The following is an 18,234-nucleotide window of genomic DNA, read 5'->3' on the forward strand; positions in this document are numbered from 1 at the left end:
CATGTCAAGCTCAGTGAATCCCTTCAACTTTGAAAACTTACAATTCTAAAAAGCAGTGTTTTATCCTAGAAAAGTGCGGTGTAAGCGAAACTTTACTGATGAAGATAACTCAAATTAAAGCACAATTTAACAATTTGTTTACACTTACTATATCTGGTTATACCAAGATTCATCACTGGATTAGGCGGTGTAAACAGCAGTATGAGATGTCGCCTTGTGTTTACCACAACACGGTTTTGCTAGAGAGACGGAAAAGAGGTGCGTCGATAACTAACAAAAACAACTGCAATCCTAGGTATAACCTTTTGCGCTGATATCAAAGACTGAGTACCCATACAGACTTTGATTTAACTATGAGCAGCTGCAGTCCAAAAGACCCGCAGCGTCAAAAGGAGCTTGAGATGAACGTTCAGGCATTACCCATGCATCGGTTTATCGACCATGATGGGAACCTCGTCAGCCAACTACCCAACTGGGCTGATCTAGAAACCTTGGTCGGGTTTTACCAAGATATGGTATTAACTCGCACCTACGATAACAAAGCCGTTGCCCTGCAACGCACTGGTAAATTAGGCACCTACCCTTCGCATCTTGGCTCGGAAGCCATTGGGATTGCCGTAGGCAGAGCGCTAAAAGCCAGTGACGTCTTTGTTCCATACTATCGCGACATGCCTGCCATGTGGTGTCGTGGCATAGGAATGGAAAAGAACCTGCAATACTGGGGAGGCGATGAGCGCGGAAGCGACTTCGCACCCGAAGGCAGCCCTTTTCCTAGCAAAGACCTCCCCTTCTGTGTCCCAATCGCTACTCAGTGCACCCATGCCGTTGGTGTTGCGGCAGCGCTGAAAATCCAAGGTAATCACGATGCAGCCTTGGTGATGTGTGGTGACGGCGCAACATCAAAAGGCGACTTCCTCGAATCCGTTAACTGTGCGGGCGCATGGAACATTCCACTGGTGTTCGTCGTAAACAACAACCAATGGGCGATCTCCGTACCGCGTAGTTTGCAATGCGCTGCGGAATTTCTCTCAGAAAAAGCCAAAGGCGCCGGCATCCCCGGTATTACGGTGGATGGCAACGACGTAGTCGCCGTGTTTGACGCAACAATGACCGCCCTTGAACGAGCGAGAAAAGGCAAAGGCGCAACGTTAATAGAAGCCGTAAGTTACCGCTTGAGCGATCACACCACTGCCGACGATGCGACCCGTTATCGTAACGAGGATGAAGTTCAAACGGCTTGGCAATATGAGCCCGTCCGTCGACTTAAAGCCTTTCTCATCAATCAAGGCGTTTGGAGTAACGAGAAAGAGCAAGAGTGGCAAACCCACTGCAAAGAACAAGTTGAACTCGCCGTTGAACGTTATCTCAATATGCCGAATCAAGCGCCTGAAACGGGCCTCGACTTCCTTTATGAATCCCTACCCCAAGAGCTTCATGCGCAAAGGGATGAGCTAATCAACAAAGCAATGCGAATGCAGGGAGGGAAACATGGCTGAACTGACGTTAGTTGAAGCAGTGAACCTCGCGCTGCACCATGAAATGGAACACGACCCGAATGTCATCGTCCTCGGCGAAGATGTGGGTGACAACGGCGGTGTATTCCGCGCCACAGTTGGACTCAAACAAAAATACGGTCTTAAGCGCGTTATCGACACACCTCTTGCTGAAGCGCTTATTGGCGGTGTCACTGTCGGCATGGCAACGCAAGGCTTACGACCTGTGGCAGAGTTTCAATTCCAAGGCTTTGTCTTCCCTGCATTAGAGCATTTGATGTGTCATGCGGCACGAATGCGTAACCGTACTCGTGGTCGACTCACCTGCCCTGCAGTGTTCCGCGCGCCCTTTGGTGGCGGTATTCATGCACCAGAGCACCATTCTGAAAGTGTAGAAGCGTTATTTGCTCACACCGCAGGCTTTAAGGTTGTGATTCCTTCATCACCGCAACGCGCTTATGGTTTGCTTCTAGCAGCCATTCGTAGCAACGATCCGGTGATGTTCTTTGAGCCAAAACGTATCTATCGCACAGTGAAATCTGAAGTGGTGGATAATGGCGAAGCGCTGCCTCTCGACACTTGCTTTACCCTTCGCAAAGGTCGCGACATTACGTTAGTGACTTGGGGGGCATGTGTTGTCGAATCACTGCAAGCGGCTCAAACGCTGTCCAATCAAGGTATCGAAGTTGAGGTGATTGATTTAGCCAGCATCAAACCCATTGATACCGCGACCATCTTCCGTTCACTTGAGAAAACTGGACGCCTCTTGGTGGTCCATGAAGCCAGCAAAACCTGTGGTGTCGGCTCAGAACTACTAGCCAAAACCGCAGAACATGCCATGTGCCTACTCAAAGCGCCACCAAAACGCGTTACGGGCATGGATACCATCATGCCGTACTACCGCAACGAAGATTATTACATGATTCAGGAAGAAGACATTGTGCTCGCCGCGCGCGAACTCGTGGAGGATTGGAAATGAAGACGTTTAACTTACCCGATCTCGGCGAAGGTCTCGCTGAGTCAGAAATTGTCAAATGGCATATTAGTGTTGGCGATATGGTCAAGCTCGATCAAGTGGTGCTTACTGTAGAAACCGCAAAAGCGACGGTGGATGTTCCTGCTCCTTATGGCGGTCGTATCGTGAGTCGTCATGGCGAAGAAGGCGACGTAATCAACATTGGTGCTCTACTTCTGGAAATCGATGAAACTGGAGCAGAGCAAACCGTCTCAGAGCAGAAACAAACTGCCGATGCAGCAACGGTGGTCGGTAATGTCTCCCAACATGCACACAGCGTGAATGTGGATGATTTTTGGATTGGAGGCGAACACAATCCATCGCCAGATAACCTCATCACGGCACTTCCTTCTGCTCGCCTATTAGCGAAGAAACTGGGTGTGGATTTAGATTTGATCAAAGGCAGTGGTCCGGACGGTTTGATCGTCGATGCCGACATTTACGACGAAGCCGGCAAACAGCGTCCAGGTACAGAAGTACTTAAAGGCGCACGCCGAACCATGGTGTCGACCATGGCGGAATCCCACCACAATGTCGCGGCAGTGACCATTACTGAAGAAGCTGTCTTGGAAGGCTGGAAGCAAGGTGAAGACATCAGTATTCGTCTGGTCCAAGCGATCGTGCATGCGTGTCAGGAAGAGCCAGCCATGAATGCGTGGTTTGATGCAGAAACCATGACGCGTTGTGTCCACAGCACGGTGAACATCGGTATCGCCGTAGACAGCCGACACGGTTTGTACGTGCCTGTTCTACGACACGCTGATGAGTATGAGCCGCAAGAGGTACGTCGTTGGTTGGACCAAACCGTACAAGGTATACGTGAACGTAAGATTGGCCGTGAGCAGTTGCAACACGCCACCATTACGCTCTCAAACTTTGGTGCAATTACAGGCATATACGCAACGCCTGTGGTCACGCCGCCACAAGTCGCGATTGTCGGTGCAGGTCGAATCATTGAGAAGGTTGTAATTCGAGATGGGCAAGCTGTGGCAGTGAAAGCCATGCCGCTGTCGATTACTTTTGACCACCGTGCATGTACCGGCGGTGAAGCGGCAAGATTCACAAAAGTACTGGCAGAGCACCTAAGAAAAGCGAGCGTTTAAGCAACGTTTGCCATGAATAACAAAAGGGCTTCCGATCGGAAGCCCTTTGTTTTGAGATTAAATTTAAAGAGAGATTCCCTACTCGTTCATTCTTCACTCTAGGGAATGACGCTGTTTGGCATTCACTCAACAAATCGACCTAACAAGCTGATTATTAAGAAGAAACTCTAGCGCATCATTCCAGCAAGCCTAAGCGCGACTAGGAATCTAATGACAAAGCGCACTGAAGGACTTTCATAGCAATGAACCCGCAGCGCACTTTGATAACAGATTCTGAATCACGCTCGTTCCTCGCTGTTCAGAATGACGACTTAAAGTAGTGAGCAAGAAAGAGATCCCCTGCCCGTTCATTCTTCATTCTAAGGAATTACGCTGTTTGGTTTGCACTCAACAAGAATCTCCTCAAGAATCTGATTTTCATAAGGGAACTCTAGCGCGTCATTCCAGCAAGCCTAAGCGCGACTAGGAATCTAATGGCAAAGTGCACTGGAGGGCTTTCATAGTAATGAACCCACAGCGCACTTTGATAACAGATTCTGAATCACGCTCGTTCCTCGCTGTTCAGAATGACGACCTAAAGTAGCGAGCAACAAGGAGATCCCCTGCCCGTTTATTCTTCATTCTAAGGAATGACGCTGTTAGGACTGCATTCAACAAAAGCGTCCTAAAATTCTGATTCTTTGTAAGAAACTCTAACGTGTCATTCCAGCAAGCCTAAGCGCGACTAGGAATCTAATGGCAAAGTGCACTGGAGGGCTTTCATAGTAATGAACCCACAGCGCACTTTGATAACAGATTCTGAATCACGCTCGTTCCTCGCAGTTCAGAATGATGACTTAAAGTAGTGAGCAAGAAGGGATTCCCTACTCGCTCATTCTTCGCTCTAGGGAACGGCGCCCGACAAATACCGAACTTAAACCTTCTCCAATAATTCCGGCATAATCTCAAACAAATCACCAACCAAACCATAATCTGCGACTTTGAAGATTGGCGCTTCAGGATCACTGTTGATCGCCACAATCACCTTGGAATCTTTCATCCCTGCTAAATGTTGAATTGCACCGGAAATACCCACGGCAATGTACAGTTGAGGCGCGACAATCTTACCCGTTTGCCCAACTTGCAAATCGTTAGAGACAAAACCTGCGTCTACCGCAGCGCGTGATGCGCCAATTGCACCACCAAGCTTATCTGCAAGCTGTTCCACCAGCGCAAAATTCTCTTTGCTACCTAACCCTCGACCACCAGAAACCACAACGTTTGCTGCTGGTAGCTCTGGTCTTTCGCTTTCCGCTTTTTGCTGTGAAACAAACTCACTGTGCTCTGCCTTAATGACCGTTTCTAACGTCATGACATTCTCGGCTACTGGAGAGTCAGACAGAGCAATTGCGTCAAACGCTGAGCTTCGAATCGTCATCACTTTGGTTGCATCGTCCGAACGAACTCTGGCTAACGCATTACCGGCATAGATGGGGCGAACAACCGTATCGAGCGATTCAATTGCAATCACATCTGACAACTGCCCAACATCCAGTAAGGCAGCGACTCGGGGCATCAAGTTCTTACCGAAGGTACTCGCAGGAGCTAGGATGTGCGAATAATCCCGACCAACTTCGGCAATCAAGGTAGACTGGTTTTCTGCCAATGCATGCTGGTATTCAGCTGCATCAATCACAACGATCTGAGAGATACCTTGCACACACTTCAACTCATCCAAAACTGAGCTGCATTGGTGCCCGACTAACAAGGCGGTGACAGGCAAAGAGGCGCCGTCTTGTTGAACTTGAGAAGCAGCGCTCAACGCGCGTAGTGTATCGACTGAAAGTGATTGGTTATCGTGTTCTACAACGACCAAGGTTGCTAACGGTTTGTTTTCCATAGTTATGCCTCCTAAATCACTTTCGCTTCATTTTTGAGTTTGTCGACTAACTCGCTCACACTACCAACTATTTCGCCAGCTTTACGGGCAGGCGGAGTCATAACTTCCAGCACTTGCTGAGAACGCTCAACACTCACCCCAAAGAAGTCTGGCGTCATTACCGATAGAGGCTTCTTCTTTGCTTTCATGATATTAGGTAGCGAGGCGTAACGCGGTTCATTCAAACGCAAATCCGTGCTGATGATCGCAGGCAGTTCCAGTTTGAGCGTCTCTAAGCCACCATCGATTTCTCGCGTAACCAGAGCCGTTTCCCCTTCTACTTTCACTTCCGATGCAAATGTCCCCTGCGGACGATTCGACAGTGCTGCCAACATTTGCGCGACTTGGTTGTTATCCGTATCGATTGACTGTTTACCCAGAAGCACCAATTGAGCCTGTTCTTGTTCCATCACGACTTTGAGTAACTTCGCGACCGCAAGCGGTTCTGGTGACTGTTCAACATCAATATGAATCGCACGATCCGCACCTAATGCAAGCGCTGAGCGCAATTGTTCCTGACAACTAGTGTCACCAATCGACACCACTAACACCTCTTCTGCTACCCCAGCTTCTTTAAGGCGTACCGCCTCTTCCACCGCAATTTCACAGAATGGGTTCATCGTCATCTTCACGTTGTTGGTTTCCACGCCGGAACCATCAGATTTCACTCTTACTTTAACGTAAGGGTCAATTACACGTTTAATCGCAACCAGTACTTTCACATTCCCTCCTAGCAGATCGCAAAGCGATACGCGTCCTAGCAATTGGGTCATGCGCGACAAAGATTTGCATTAAAGCTCAGTTTTTTCATAACCTTGCTTGGTAAAAACACATCATGACACCGTCACTCAAAACCTTTATCACGCCCTATGACGTTACCATTTGAGCTTAGTTTAGTTTACGTTTACGTCAACTGGACTATAGTTCTTTATACGAGCACTGCGTAATAGAAGAAGCACCTGAAACACAAAGAACGGTTTCGCATAAAGGAAGCAAGAAGATGGAAAGAGAATGCATGGAATTTGATGTGGTGATTGTCGGCGCCGGACCTGCTGGTTTGAGTGCAGCATGCCGCTTAGCGCTACTCAATCAAGAACGTGAAGGTGAACCGCTGTCTATTTGTGTGGTAGAGAAAGGTTCAGAAGTTGGTGCACATATCTTATCTGGCGCGGTATTCGAAACACATGCACTGGATGAACTTTTTCCTGATTGGCAAAGCATGGGCGCGCCGCTTTCCGCAGCTGTAAAAAACGATGCCTTCTTGTACCTAACCACAGAACTTAATCACGTTCGTGTTCCCCACTTTCTTACACCTAACCCAATGCACAATGACGAAAACAACTACGTCATCAGCTTGGCGAACTTGTGTCGTTGGTTAGCAGAACAAGCAGAATCACTTGGTGTCGAGGTCTATCCCGGTTTCGCCGCATCCACGATTAACTACGATGCATTTGGCGCTGTTACAGGGGTAAACACCAGCGACATGGGTTTGGACAAGAAAGGAGAAGCCAAACCCAACTTTGAAGCAGGTATTGAGCTAAAAGCCAAATACACCGTATTCGCCGAGGGGTGCCGAGGTCATCTAGGTAAAGAGCTCATTCAACGATTTGGTTTAGACGATGATAAACAACCGCAACATTATGCGCTTGGGCTTAAAGAGATTTGGGAGTTACCTGTCGATGCCAAAGGTCAATCAGGCAGCGTGATTCATTCTGCAGGGTATCCTCTGTGTGAATCCAGCACCACAGGCGGCGGTTTTCTCTATCACATGGAGAACAACCAAATCGCCGTTGGGCTTATTGTCGACTTAAATTACAGCAATCCTTACTTGAGTCCGTTTGACGAATTTCAACGCTTTAAGCACCACCCTGCAATCGAGCAGCATTTGAAAGGCGCTCAACGAATCGCTTACGGCGCAAGAGCCATAGCGAAAGGAGGGTTGTCTTCTCTGCCGAGACAGCAATTCCCCGGCGGTTTATTGATTGGCTGTGATGCGGGCACCTTAAACGTCGCCAAAATCAAAGGCAGCCATACTGCAATGAAATCCGGTTTGTTAGCCGCAGAAGCCATTGCTGAAGCATTCACAGAATCCAATTCGGAACCGGATTACCAAACCAAGTTTGAAGATTCATGGTTATATGAAGAACTTAATGACACACGCAACTTTGGTGCAAATATTCATAAGTTCGGCAGTGTGATCGGCGGCGCACTTTCCACCTTCGAGCACAATCTATGGCAGCCACTGGTAAAGAAACCAATACCGTGGACGGTCACAGATCCTTCGCACGATCATGAACAACTGAAACCAACCGACGAGTGCCAACCTATTCAATACTCGAAACCAGATGGCGTAATCAGCTTCGATAAACCTTCATCGGTATTTTTGTCAGGTACACAACACGAAGAGAATCAGCCTTGCCACTTGCAACTCGCCTATCCTCATATTCCGATTCAAGTCCATTTAAAGAAGTTTAATGAGCCAAGCCAGCGCTACTGCCCTGCTGGCGTGTATGAAGTGGTAGAAGTCGAAGGCGAGCGAATATTCCAAATCAATGCCGCAAATTGTGTGCATTGCAAAACCTGTGACATCAAAGATCCGTCGCAAAACATTACATGGAAAGCACCAGAAGGTGGCGGTGGACCGAGTTATCAGAATATGTAGTCCCTGGATTAACCAAAATAAAACGGCATCTGAATAATCCAGATGCCGCTTAACATTAATAGTTATCTTACCAACGCTAAATTTTTAGTCAGTTGTAAACACTTGATGCTGGAACAATTGGTCAACAATTTCATGCGACGTCGCTGATGCGCCCAGTTCTAGGCCAGACATGTCAAAGTGCTCCAGTGCGACCGATGTAGATTGGCCAGTCTCATTAGTAATCGTTAGGTTGAGGGTATCCTGTTCACCATCAAAACTAGCGCTGACGTGATCCAGCAAGGCTTCCATGGCTGCCACATCATCATCTACTGGTGAAACAATATCACTCAAGTCTAATTTATCTTCACCGAGATTAAAGTCTTTGATGACATCCATAGATGCTTCAGAACTTAAAGACTCATTGGTGAAAGTAAACGTATCGCTCCCTTCACCTCCCGTTAGGATATCATTCCCTAAACCTCCGATGAGAATGTCATTGCCAAGACCACCCACTAGGATGTCATCGCCTGCAGCGCCATTTAAGGTATCTGCACCGTCTTGTCCCAGCATGATATCAATAGTCTCACTACCATCAAGCAAGTTGGCCAGGTCATTACCCATGACAGCATGACGCTCAGTAGAAGCGACGTCTGCACCTGATTCACTAAGTGTTAGAGTAAAGACGTTGTCACTCACCCCGCCTCTTCCGTCTGACACTTTAAAGAGAAAATTAAGATCAACTTGTTGGTTACCTTCTAAGGTAAAGCTATCACTTTGTGTAAAGCTGTAACTGCCGTTTGACTCGACCTCTAACAAGCCAAATGCCGTTTCTACATGTAAGCTCCCATCGACTTGGCTCGTCGAAGAAACAAGGTCTTGGTCGACGGTGGCATCATGCAAATCAGCACTCAAAAGAGTGAAATCCCCATCAGCCAAAGAGACTGTCATGATGTCGCCATCTGCATCTTGGCTTCCTGACAGCAACTCACCAGCAATTGGTTCAGGTGAAATTGGGGCATGGTTTTCAGTTACATTTAGAGTGACCTGAGTTGTGTCTTTGTCCGTACCATCCGTCGCCGTGACTTCCAACTGATAACTATCCTGAACAGAGTGGTCTAGCTTAACTCCGTCTTTAAGCCAAATCTCACCGCTATTTGAATCTACGCGGAATAAATTGGCATCACCGCCACTTAGCTCGTATTTAATGGTATCTGCACCATCAGGGTCGAAAGCTTTAACCTTACCCACCAACAATCCAGCTTCCTGCTCCGCAACGTTAAAAGTTGCATTATCCGCAGTTGGCATACCGCTGACATCGGTTCCATGAGTCTGATCTGCATCAGTATTGCTAATAAACTCAGGAGCGCGATCTCGAATATCGATTGTCACTTCACCAGTCGCTGTATCGCCGTCTGCATCGATAACGGTGATATTGAATTTTTCTTGTTGATGCCCCTTAACATTCGTCGCTTTGTAGTCATAGCGACCATTCTCAAAGTTAAGGGTTAGCGTACCATGCTCAGTGTCGATCTCTGCTAGCGAGTGTAGAGAGATAACCGCCCCATTACTTGTACTTACTGTGCCATCAGCTTTATTGTAATGATAGGTTTCACCATCAACTTCAATTTGATCCACCCATTGGCTATCACCACCGATCTCATCTAGAAGATTGCTTTGAAGCTGTCCTGATACTGTTTTGTTCAGAAGCCCCTCTATTTGTGAGTCGTCAGTTACTACTAGAGCAGAGCCTTTATCGGTTGCAACTGGTTCTAGATACTTCAAATCTGCACCAGCACCAATGCCAATTGACCAGATGTTCTCTAAAGATGCACCACTCGACCCGATACTGCGCTCCATCGCATTTTCAAGAATGATGCTTTGCTCAGCTTCTGTCGGTTGATCCCAACCATTAGCTAAGTACTCGTAGCGCTGCTCACTTTCAAAATCGTCTGCTGTAGACCACTTCATTAAGCTCTCGCGTAACTCTGCATATGCAGGATCTGACGTAGTAGTCCATGAGTTGAAGTCGCTTGGCGCACCATCCGAAATAAAGTAAAGCTGATGATTGCTAGTGTCATCTGTTTCTTGGCTAAGGTCAGTTAAGGCAGCATTTACTTGGTCAATCGCTTGGCTATATGGCGTCCAGCCGCCGCGACCAATCGAATCCAAGTAAGCATCAATATCATCTACCGATTCCAGCCATTCAGACGTTTGACCATCTGGATAACCTGAGTGCGTCGCAATCTTAAATCGAACGTCACCAAGATCATCATACTTTTCAAACATGGTCTTAATTGCACTGCGTGCTAGGTCCCAGCGGGTAACTTCAACGCCTTGCTCGTTTTTAACCATGTCATCCCACATTGAACCCGATGCATCTAACGCGATAACAACACTGTTGTTTTGTGGATCAACATCCATGATTTCATGGTGCTCTGAATTAACTGAGGGTAGAGAGTCAACAACACCAAGGTGCAAAGTTGCATTTTCAACTCGGCCACCCGCATCCACTTGAACGCTAACAGGGATATCTAACGTGTCAGCACCGAGTTCCGAGTGATCTACTGGCTCATATTGCTCGACGGTGTAATGCCCAGTTTTACCATCAATGCTCGCTTCAATGACTTTGACCTTATCATCACCTGAGCCAACATATCCGGTTAAAGTACCGCGATCATCACTCACTTCAAACACAACTGGCTTGCCTTCACTGGTAACGTTCTCCAGATTCTGTTCAGAATCAAATCGGAACTCAGCATCTGATGCAGAACCAAGGCTGGCAACTAAATCACCTTCAGCATGTACGCTAGAGTTCGCACCAACTGCAGACTCATCGAGCGTGATATGCGAATCATCCAGTGAAATAGGCTCACCTACTACATGCACTGTCACTTCAGCTTTATCAGTTAGGCCATCCGCATCTTCAATGACGTATTCAAATGAGTATTCCTTTATTTCCCCTGTCTTAATCGTGCGCTGATCTTCTGGCAATGACTCAAGATACTTGGCTGCATCAAACACCAATTTGCCATCTATTAAGTTTAGATATTCTGTTTGTGGGTAGTTAATAATAGTCAGTTCGTCACCGTCTGGATCGCTATCATTCGCTAACACATCCAGCTCTAGAATACCGGCTCCTGTTGTTTGATAGTCCTCATCAAAGCTCGTCAAATCGGCAGAAACTTGTGTTACAAAGTACTCCGACCCCTTAGGATCAACCAAGCCATCTTTGTAACCCACGGCTGACATTTCAATGCTATCAAAATATCGACCATCCGCATCAATACTTACAACTTGCTTACCATTGCCAGTTCCTTCAAATACTCCCGAAGCGACAACCTCACCTTTGTAGTAAGCCTTCCAAACACCGCGCTCAACTCCAGGCTCCCAAAAGCTCCAAAGATTTTCAACTTGAACTTCAGCATGATCTGCGACTTGTCCATCAGCGAAAGTGAAACGCATAGCCTCACTGTGTGAAGTAGCATCATCGAACCCAATTTGACCGTCTTTTACCTGATCCGTACCACCATCTAAGGAAGAGCTAACCCCAAACTTATGCGTACCACCGTCACCAGTGTAATCCGCCATGTTAGCGTCACCGATTTTGTTACCTGTGTTGGTATCAACGATGTAGTAGTCCACACTAATATCTGCACTGTCGTCCCAGTTCGTGTGATCTAAAACCTTAGTCTCTTTCTCAATACCTTTGTCATCTTCAGCGATTGGAGCTTCGTTAATGTCATTTATCACGACATTGACGTTGGCCGTATCCTTTGCCCCAGACTGGTCTTCAGCTTCTACCAATAGTTGGTAGCTATCTGACGTTTCATGGTCAAAGACTACGCCACTTTTAACGCTGATCTCACCTGTGTGACTGTTTATTTCAAAGAGGTCAGTATGATTGGTTAACTGATAAGTTACATTGCTACCTTTATCGACATCAAATGCCTCAACCTGCCCAATTACGCCAGCAACAGCATTCTCATTAATGCTAAATTGGTAACTATCGGTATCAGCTTTACCATCTTCATCTAGGCCGTGGCTATCATTCGTTCCACTAATAAATTCAGGAGCATCGTTGTTACCAGTAATAGTCACAACCACGTCATGAGTCGTGCCATCTGCAGATGTTACTGTCATGGTACGAATCACCGGATCGCTATCGGCGTCTAACGATTGCACGTCTGGGTGGCTATTGTTCAGCTCATACGTCCATTTACCAGTCTCATCGATAGAGAACGTACCCCAGTTGCCATCTTGAACGTCTGTTTGAGGTTGGAAGACCGCTTCACCTGCATCAGGATCCTCCACGTTTAAGTTGCCGCCAGTGGTCAGTGTTACGTCTTCTTGAACCGCGCCTTTATCATCACCCGGTTGGTCTGGTGTGATGATCGCTTTGTCATCTGAGCCCGTAATTGTCACAACCACGTCATGAGTCGTGCCATCCGCAGATGTCACTGTCATGGTGCGAATCACCGGATCGCTATCAGCGTCTAACGCTTGCACATCTGGGTGGCTGTTGTTCAGCTTATAGGTCCAGTTACCTTGCTCATCGATAGAGAAGGTACCCCAATTGTCATCTTGAACGTCTGTTTGCGGTTGGAAGACCGCTTCACCTGCATCAGGGTCGTCCACGTTTAGGTTGCCGCCAGTGGTCAGTGTTACGTCTTCTTGAACCGCGCCTTTATCATCACCCGGTTGGTCTGGTGTGATGATCGCTTTGTCATCTGAGCCCGTAATTGTCACAACCACGTCATGAGTCGTGCCATCCGCAGATGTCACTGTCATGGTGCGAATCACCGGATCGCTATCAGCGTCTAACGCTTGCACATCTGGGTGGCTGTTGTTCAGCTTATAGGTCCAGTTACCTTGCTCATCGATAGAGAAGGTACCCCAATTGTCATCTTGAACGTCGGTTTGGGGCAGGAAGACCGCTTCACCTGCATCAGGGTCATCCACGTTTACGTTGCCGCCAGTGGTTAACGTTACGTCTTCTTGAACCGCGCCTTTGTCATCACCCGGTTGTTCTGGTGTGATGATCGCTTTGTCGTCTGAGCCCGTGATTGTCACAACCACGTCATGAGTCGTGCCATCCGCAGACGTTACTGTCATGGTGCGAATCACCGGATCGCTATCAGCATCTAACGCTTGCACATCTGGGTGACTGTTGTTCAGCTCATACGTCCATTTACCAGTCCCATCGATAGAGAAGGTACCCCAGTTGCCATCTTGAACGTCGGTTTGGGGCAGGAAGACCGCTTCGCCTGCATCTGGGTCATCCACGTTTAAGTTGCCGCCAGTGGTCAGCGTTACGTCTTCTTGAACCGCACCTTTATCATCACCCGGTTGTTCTGGTGTGATGATCGCTTTGTCGTCTGAGCCCGTGATCGTCACGACCACGTCATGAGTCGTGCCGTCCGCAGACGTCACTGTCATGGTGCGAATCACCGGATCGCTATCAGCGTCTAACGCTTGCACATCTGGGTGACTGTTGTTCAGCTTATACGTCCAGTTACCTTGCTCATCGATAGAGAACGTACCCCAGTTGCCATCTTGAACGCCTGTTTGCGGTTGGAATACCGCTTCACCTGCATCAGGGTCATCCACGTTTAAGTTGCCGCCAGTGGTCAGCGTTACGTCTTCTTGAACCGCGCCTTTATCATCACCCGGTTGATCTGGTGTGATGATCGCTTTGTCGTCTGAGCCCGTAATTGTCACAACCACGTCATGAGTCGTGCCATCCGCAGACGTCACTGTCATGGTACGAATCACCGGATCGCTATCAGCGTCTAACACTTGCACGTCTGGGTGACTGTTGTTCAGCGCATACGTCCAGTTGCCATCAGCATCGATAGAGAAAGTACCCCAGTTGCCATCTTGAACGTCGGTTTGCGGTTGGAATACCGCTTCACCTGCATCAGGGTCGTCCACGTTTAAGTTGCCGCCAGTGGTCAGCGTTACGTCTTCTTGAACTGCGCCTTTATCATCACCCGGTTGTTCAGGTGTGATGATCGCTTTGTCGTCTGAGCCCGTGATCGTCACGACCACGTCATGAGTCGTGCCGTCCGCAGACGTCACTGTCATGGTACGAATCACCGGATCGCTATCAGCGTCTAACGCTTGCACATCTGGGTGACTGTTGTTCAGCGTATACGTCCAGTTACCTTGCTCATCGATAGAGAAAGTACCCCAATTGTCATCTTGAACGTCTGTTTGTGGTTGGAATACCGCTTCACCTGCGTCAGGGTCGTCCACGTTTAAGTTGCCGCCAGTGGTCAGCGTTACGTCTTCTTGAACCGCGCCTTTATCATCACCCGGTTGATCTGGTGTGATGATCGCTTTGTCGTCTGAACCGGTGATCGTCACAACCACGTCATGAGTGGTACCATCCGCAGACGTCACTGTCATGGTGCGAATAACCGGTTCGCTATCAGCATCTAACGCCTGCACGTCTGGGTGACTGTTGTTCAGCGTATACGTCCAGTTACCTTGCTCATCGATAGAGAAGGTACCCCAGTTGCCATCTTGAACGTCGGTTTGGGGCTGGAAGACCGCTTCGCCTGCATCTGGGTCATCCACGTTTAAGTTGCCGCCAGTGGTCAGCGTCACGTCTTCTTGAACCGCGCCTTTATCATCACCCGGTTGATCTGGTGTGATGATCGCTTTGTCGTCTGAGCCCGTAATCGTCACTACAATTTGATGCGCTCCCCCTCCGACGGACTGCACAGCTATAGTGCGAACAACGGGTTCACTATCGGCGTCTAACGCTTGCACGTCTGGGTGGCTATTGTTCAGCTCATAGGTCCAGTTACCATCTGCATCGATAGAGAAAGTGCCCCAATTGCCATCTTGAACGTTAGTTTGAGGCTGGAAGGCTGCTTCACCAACATCAGGGTCGTCAACATTCAAATTACCGCCAGTGGCTAGCGTTACGTCTTCTTGAACTGCGCCCTTATCATCACCCGGTTGATCTGGCGTAATAATGGAGTTGTCGTCTGAACCAGTAATGGTGACTACAACGTCATGAGTGGTGCCATCCGCAGACGTCACTGTCATGGTGCGAATCACCGGATCGCTATCAGCGTCTAACGCCTGCACATCTGGGTGACTGTTGTTCAGCGTATACGTCCAGTTACCTTGCTCATCGATAGAGAAAGTACCCCAATTACCATCTTGAACGTCGGTTTGTGGTTGGAATACCGCTTCACCTGCGTCAGGGTCGTCCACGTTTAAGTTGCCGCCAGTGGTCAGCGTTACGTCTTCTTGAACCGCGCCTTTATCATCACCCGGTTGATCTGGCGTAATGACCGCTTTGTCGTCTGAGCCCGTAATGGTCACAACCACGTCATGAGTCGTGCCATCCGCAGACGTCACTGTCATGGTGCGAATCACCGGTTCGCTATCAGCGTCTAACGCTTGCACATCTGGGTGACTGTTGTTCAGCGTATACGTCCAGTTGCCATCAGCATCGATAGAGAACGTACCCCAGTTGCCATCTTGAACGCCTGTTTGCGGTTGAAAGACAGCTTCACCTGCATCAGGGTCGTCCACGTTTAGGTTGCCGCCAGTGGTCAACGTTACGTCTTCTTGAACCGCGCCTTTGTCATCGCCCGGTTGATCTGGCGTAATAATGGAGTTGTCGTCTGAACCAGTAATGGTGACTACAACGTCATGAGTCGTGCCATCCGCAGATGTTACTGTCATGGTACGAATAATCGGATCACTATCGGCGTCCAACGCTTGAACGTCTGGGTGGCTATTGTTCAGCTCATACGTCCAGTTACCTTGCTCATCGATAGAGAAAATACCCCAGTTACCGTCTTGAACGTCCGTTTGGGGTTGGAAGACCGCTTCACCTGCATCAGGGTCATCCACGTTTAGGTTGCCACCTGTGGTAAGCGTTACGTCTTCTCTTACTGCCCCCACGTCGTCACCATCAATTAACGCCGTGGAATTACTACTATCTATTTCAGTAGAACGATGCACGTCAGGCAAAACATTGGTATCGCTCTGCTCACTGTCTAAACCTGAAGTTTCAAAAAACGTACTTGCCAGAAGTTCAGCCCCTGAACGTTCAATCGTTCCGGAATTGGTTAAGCTAGAACTTAATTGCTCACCTGCAGCAGTAGCGTATTCTTCTCCTAATTCTGTAGGGTCATCACCTTGCGCAACGGCTTTAATGATTTCCTCAACTTCAGGAGATATATCTGAATTTGTACCACTGCGCTCTAATGAGGCATGCGCAGGTAGAGAATCACCATTCAACGTCTCCACGACAATCTCACCCGGAAGTAGGTTCTCCTTAGATTCAACTACTCTAATATGACCATCTTTACCGATTACAACATACTTATCCGTCGTTGAATTTGACTTTCCAACCAAAGTTATTACCCCATTTAACAGATGAAATAACCCCTCCCCTTGACTAAATCAGGCAATGAGAATTATTTCAGGCAGTGATACATTTAGTTAATAATTTATCATTATTTGCTCAATGTAAAACATGCACTTTTTCCCACATTAAGTTTCATGTTTTAAAGTGGTTTTATTTTTCCCCAGAAAGTCATATGTTATGCGGCTTATTTTTAGGGACTTTGTTCCAACGATTACATTTTTTTAAAATGATGGCTTAAATTAACCAAGCCAGATTTGATATAAACGTTTTCTTTAATATATCCGGTTCTTAAAGTTTCATTATTGAGACAATAAATTAAAGATAATTAGCGTTACGAATTATTTGGGGAGACTTCTTTTGAAGCTTAGTAGTATTAGTGTTGTTTGTTTTGGTTTGTTAATACCTCTTCATTCCAGTGCACAAACATTAGAGCAAGCCGTAGCGGTTACATTTGCAACCAACCCAGAGATCAAAAGTGCGTTCAATGAATATATGAGTAAACGCTACATCATTGATCAATCCACTGGTGCATACAAACCGACCATCGATTTAGACGCAGGTATCGGTTATGAGGGCATAGATCCTGCGAACTCCGCAGATAGAACCGACATGACCCGTAAAGAAGCTGCAATTACATTTAGCCAGTTGATTTGGGATGGTTCTAAAACTCTTTACGATATCGATCGCACATCAGCAGACGCTGAATCGGTACGTTATCAATTGCTTGCTGATGCTCAAAATATTGCCCTACAAGTTGCTAAAGCGTATCTGGATGTAATTAAGGCACAGCAGTTCATTACTCTTTCAGAAAGCAACTTAAATACGCACGAGCGTATTTATACTGACATCAAAAAACGCACAGAATCAGGAATAGGCTCAGTCGCCGACTTGACTCAAGTTGAAGGTCGCCTAGCAAAAGCTCACAGCAATTTACTAGCTGCACAAAATAACTACAAAGATGCGCAAACCACATTTATTCGATTAGTGGGTGAAAACCCTCAGGATCTGATCTTTCCACGCGCAGACCAAAACTTTATTCCCGACTCGTTGGATGAGGCCAAAAATCAGGCTTTTGAAAACCACCCAGTGATAAAGATAGCTTTAGCAGATGTCGACTCTGCAAGATTCCAGTACCAGCAAGCAGATGCGAACCACTATCCCGTAGTTTCCGTTGAAGCAGCACAAAACTGGCGTGATGATGCAGGAGGTATTGAAGGTAACAGTTCTGAAACCACTGCTATGCTTCGCGTCCGCTATAACCTATATAATGGCGGCAGAGATTCAGCAAACACTGATAGTATGGCCTACCAGCTCAACAAAGCGAAAGACCTACGTGAACGTGCCTACCGAAGTGTTGAGCAAGAGCTTAGTCTCTCATGGAGTGCTTTAGAATTGACTGGCAAGCAAAAAACCTTTCTAAGCCAACATGTTGATTCAATGTCAGACACCGTTGTTGCTTATCAAAAGCAGTACCGCATTGGTAAACGTACATTGCTTGATTTGCTCAATACTGAAAATGAGCTATTTGAATCCCGCAAAAACTACCTCGAAACGCAGTTCGATCAACAATACGCTAAATACCGAACTCTAACTTCTACAGGAAAACTTCTTGATGCATTGCGCGTCGATATTCCGCAAGAATGGACTCAGCCAGTAGAGTACTAAACAC

Annotated in this window: 8 protein-coding genes; 5 read left to right on the plus strand and 3 right to left on the minus strand. The window is 47.4% G+C overall.

What is annotated here, in order from left to right; genetic code table 11:
* Positions 1–401: 401 nt before the first annotated feature.
* Genes pdhA through BSZ04_RS00980 form a run of 3 tightly spaced genes read left to right on the plus strand, consistent with a single transcriptional unit; the run spans position 402 to position 3,611 of the window.
* Positions 402–1,496, plus strand: a complete 1,095-nt coding sequence (gene pdhA, locus BSZ04_RS00970; protein ID WP_088879244.1) for a pyruvate dehydrogenase (acetyl-transferring) E1 component subunit alpha — start codon at positions 402–404, stop codon at positions 1,494–1,496.
* Positions 1,489–2,472 (plus strand): alpha-ketoacid dehydrogenase subunit beta, encoded by a 984-nt coding sequence (locus BSZ04_RS00975; RefSeq protein ID WP_071234362.1) that lies wholly within the window; start codon positions 1,489–1,491, stop codon positions 2,470–2,472. The genes pdhA and BSZ04_RS00975 overlap by 8 nt, the downstream gene beginning before the upstream one ends.
* A complete protein-coding gene (locus tag BSZ04_RS00980) occupies positions 2,469–3,611 on the plus strand; it encodes a dihydrolipoamide acetyltransferase family protein (protein WP_162531019.1) in 1,143 nt (380 codons plus the stop codon). The genes BSZ04_RS00975 and BSZ04_RS00980 overlap by 4 nt, the downstream gene beginning before the upstream one ends.
* A gap of 913 nt (positions 3,612–4,524) precedes the next feature.
* Here the strand turns inward: BSZ04_RS00980 and BSZ04_RS00985 are convergent.
* Entirely contained in the window at positions 4,525–5,490 is a 966-nt protein-coding gene (locus BSZ04_RS00985) for an electron transfer flavoprotein subunit alpha/FixB family protein (RefSeq protein ID WP_088879246.1), read from the minus strand.
* Between the two features lie 11 nt (positions 5,491–5,501).
* Positions 5,502–6,251: an electron transfer flavoprotein subunit beta/FixA family protein gene (locus BSZ04_RS00990; RefSeq protein WP_088879247.1), complete on the minus strand. Its 750-nt coding sequence runs from the start codon at positions 6,249–6,251 to the stop codon at positions 5,502–5,504.
* Positions 6,252–6,529: 278 nt separating this feature from the next.
* Between BSZ04_RS00990 and BSZ04_RS00995 the strand changes: the two genes are divergently transcribed.
* The gene (locus BSZ04_RS00995; RefSeq protein ID WP_088879248.1) at positions 6,530–8,191 is read left to right on the plus strand and encodes an electron transfer flavoprotein-ubiquinone oxidoreductase; all 1,662 of its coding nucleotides are present in this window, start codon (positions 6,530–6,532) and stop codon (positions 8,189–8,191) included.
* A gap of 84 nt (positions 8,192–8,275) precedes the next feature.
* Here BSZ04_RS00995 and BSZ04_RS25125 read toward each other — a convergent pair whose 3' ends face one another.
* Positions 8,276–16,552 (minus strand): VCBS domain-containing protein, encoded by an 8,277-nt coding sequence (locus BSZ04_RS25125; protein WP_197697122.1) that lies wholly within the window; start codon positions 16,550–16,552, stop codon positions 8,276–8,278.
* Positions 16,553–16,922: 370 nt separating this feature from the next.
* Here BSZ04_RS25125 and BSZ04_RS01010 point away from each other — a divergent pair, with 370 nt between their 5' ends.
* The gene (locus tag BSZ04_RS01010; protein ID WP_038887760.1) at positions 16,923–18,230 is read left to right on the plus strand and encodes a TolC family outer membrane protein; all 1,308 of its coding nucleotides are present in this window, start codon (positions 16,923–16,925) and stop codon (positions 18,228–18,230) included.
* Positions 18,231–18,234 lie beyond the last annotated feature (4 nt).

The sequence above is a fragment of the Vibrio rotiferianus genome (assembly GCF_002214395.1).
Lineage (GTDB): Bacteria > Pseudomonadota > Gammaproteobacteria > Enterobacterales > Vibrionaceae > Vibrio > Vibrio rotiferianus.

Bases quoted from the DNA above. Each gene is read 5' to 3' on its own strand.
- pdhA (WP_088879244.1), top strand. From the start codon at position 402: ATGAACGTTCAGGCATTACCCATGCATCGGTTTATCGACCATGATGGG.
- BSZ04_RS00975 (WP_071234362.1), top strand. From the start codon at position 1,489: ATGGCTGAACTGACGTTAGTTGAAGCAGTGAACCTCGCGCTGCACCAT.
- BSZ04_RS00980 (WP_162531019.1), top strand. From the start codon at position 2,469: ATGAAGACGTTTAACTTACCCGATCTCGGCGAAGGTCTCGCTGAGTCA.
- BSZ04_RS00985 (WP_088879246.1), bottom strand. From the start codon at position 5,490: ATGGAAAACAAACCGTTAGCAACCTTGGTCGTTGTAGAACACGATAAC.
- BSZ04_RS00995 (WP_088879248.1), top strand. From the start codon at position 6,530: ATGGAAAGAGAATGCATGGAATTTGATGTGGTGATTGTCGGCGCCGGA.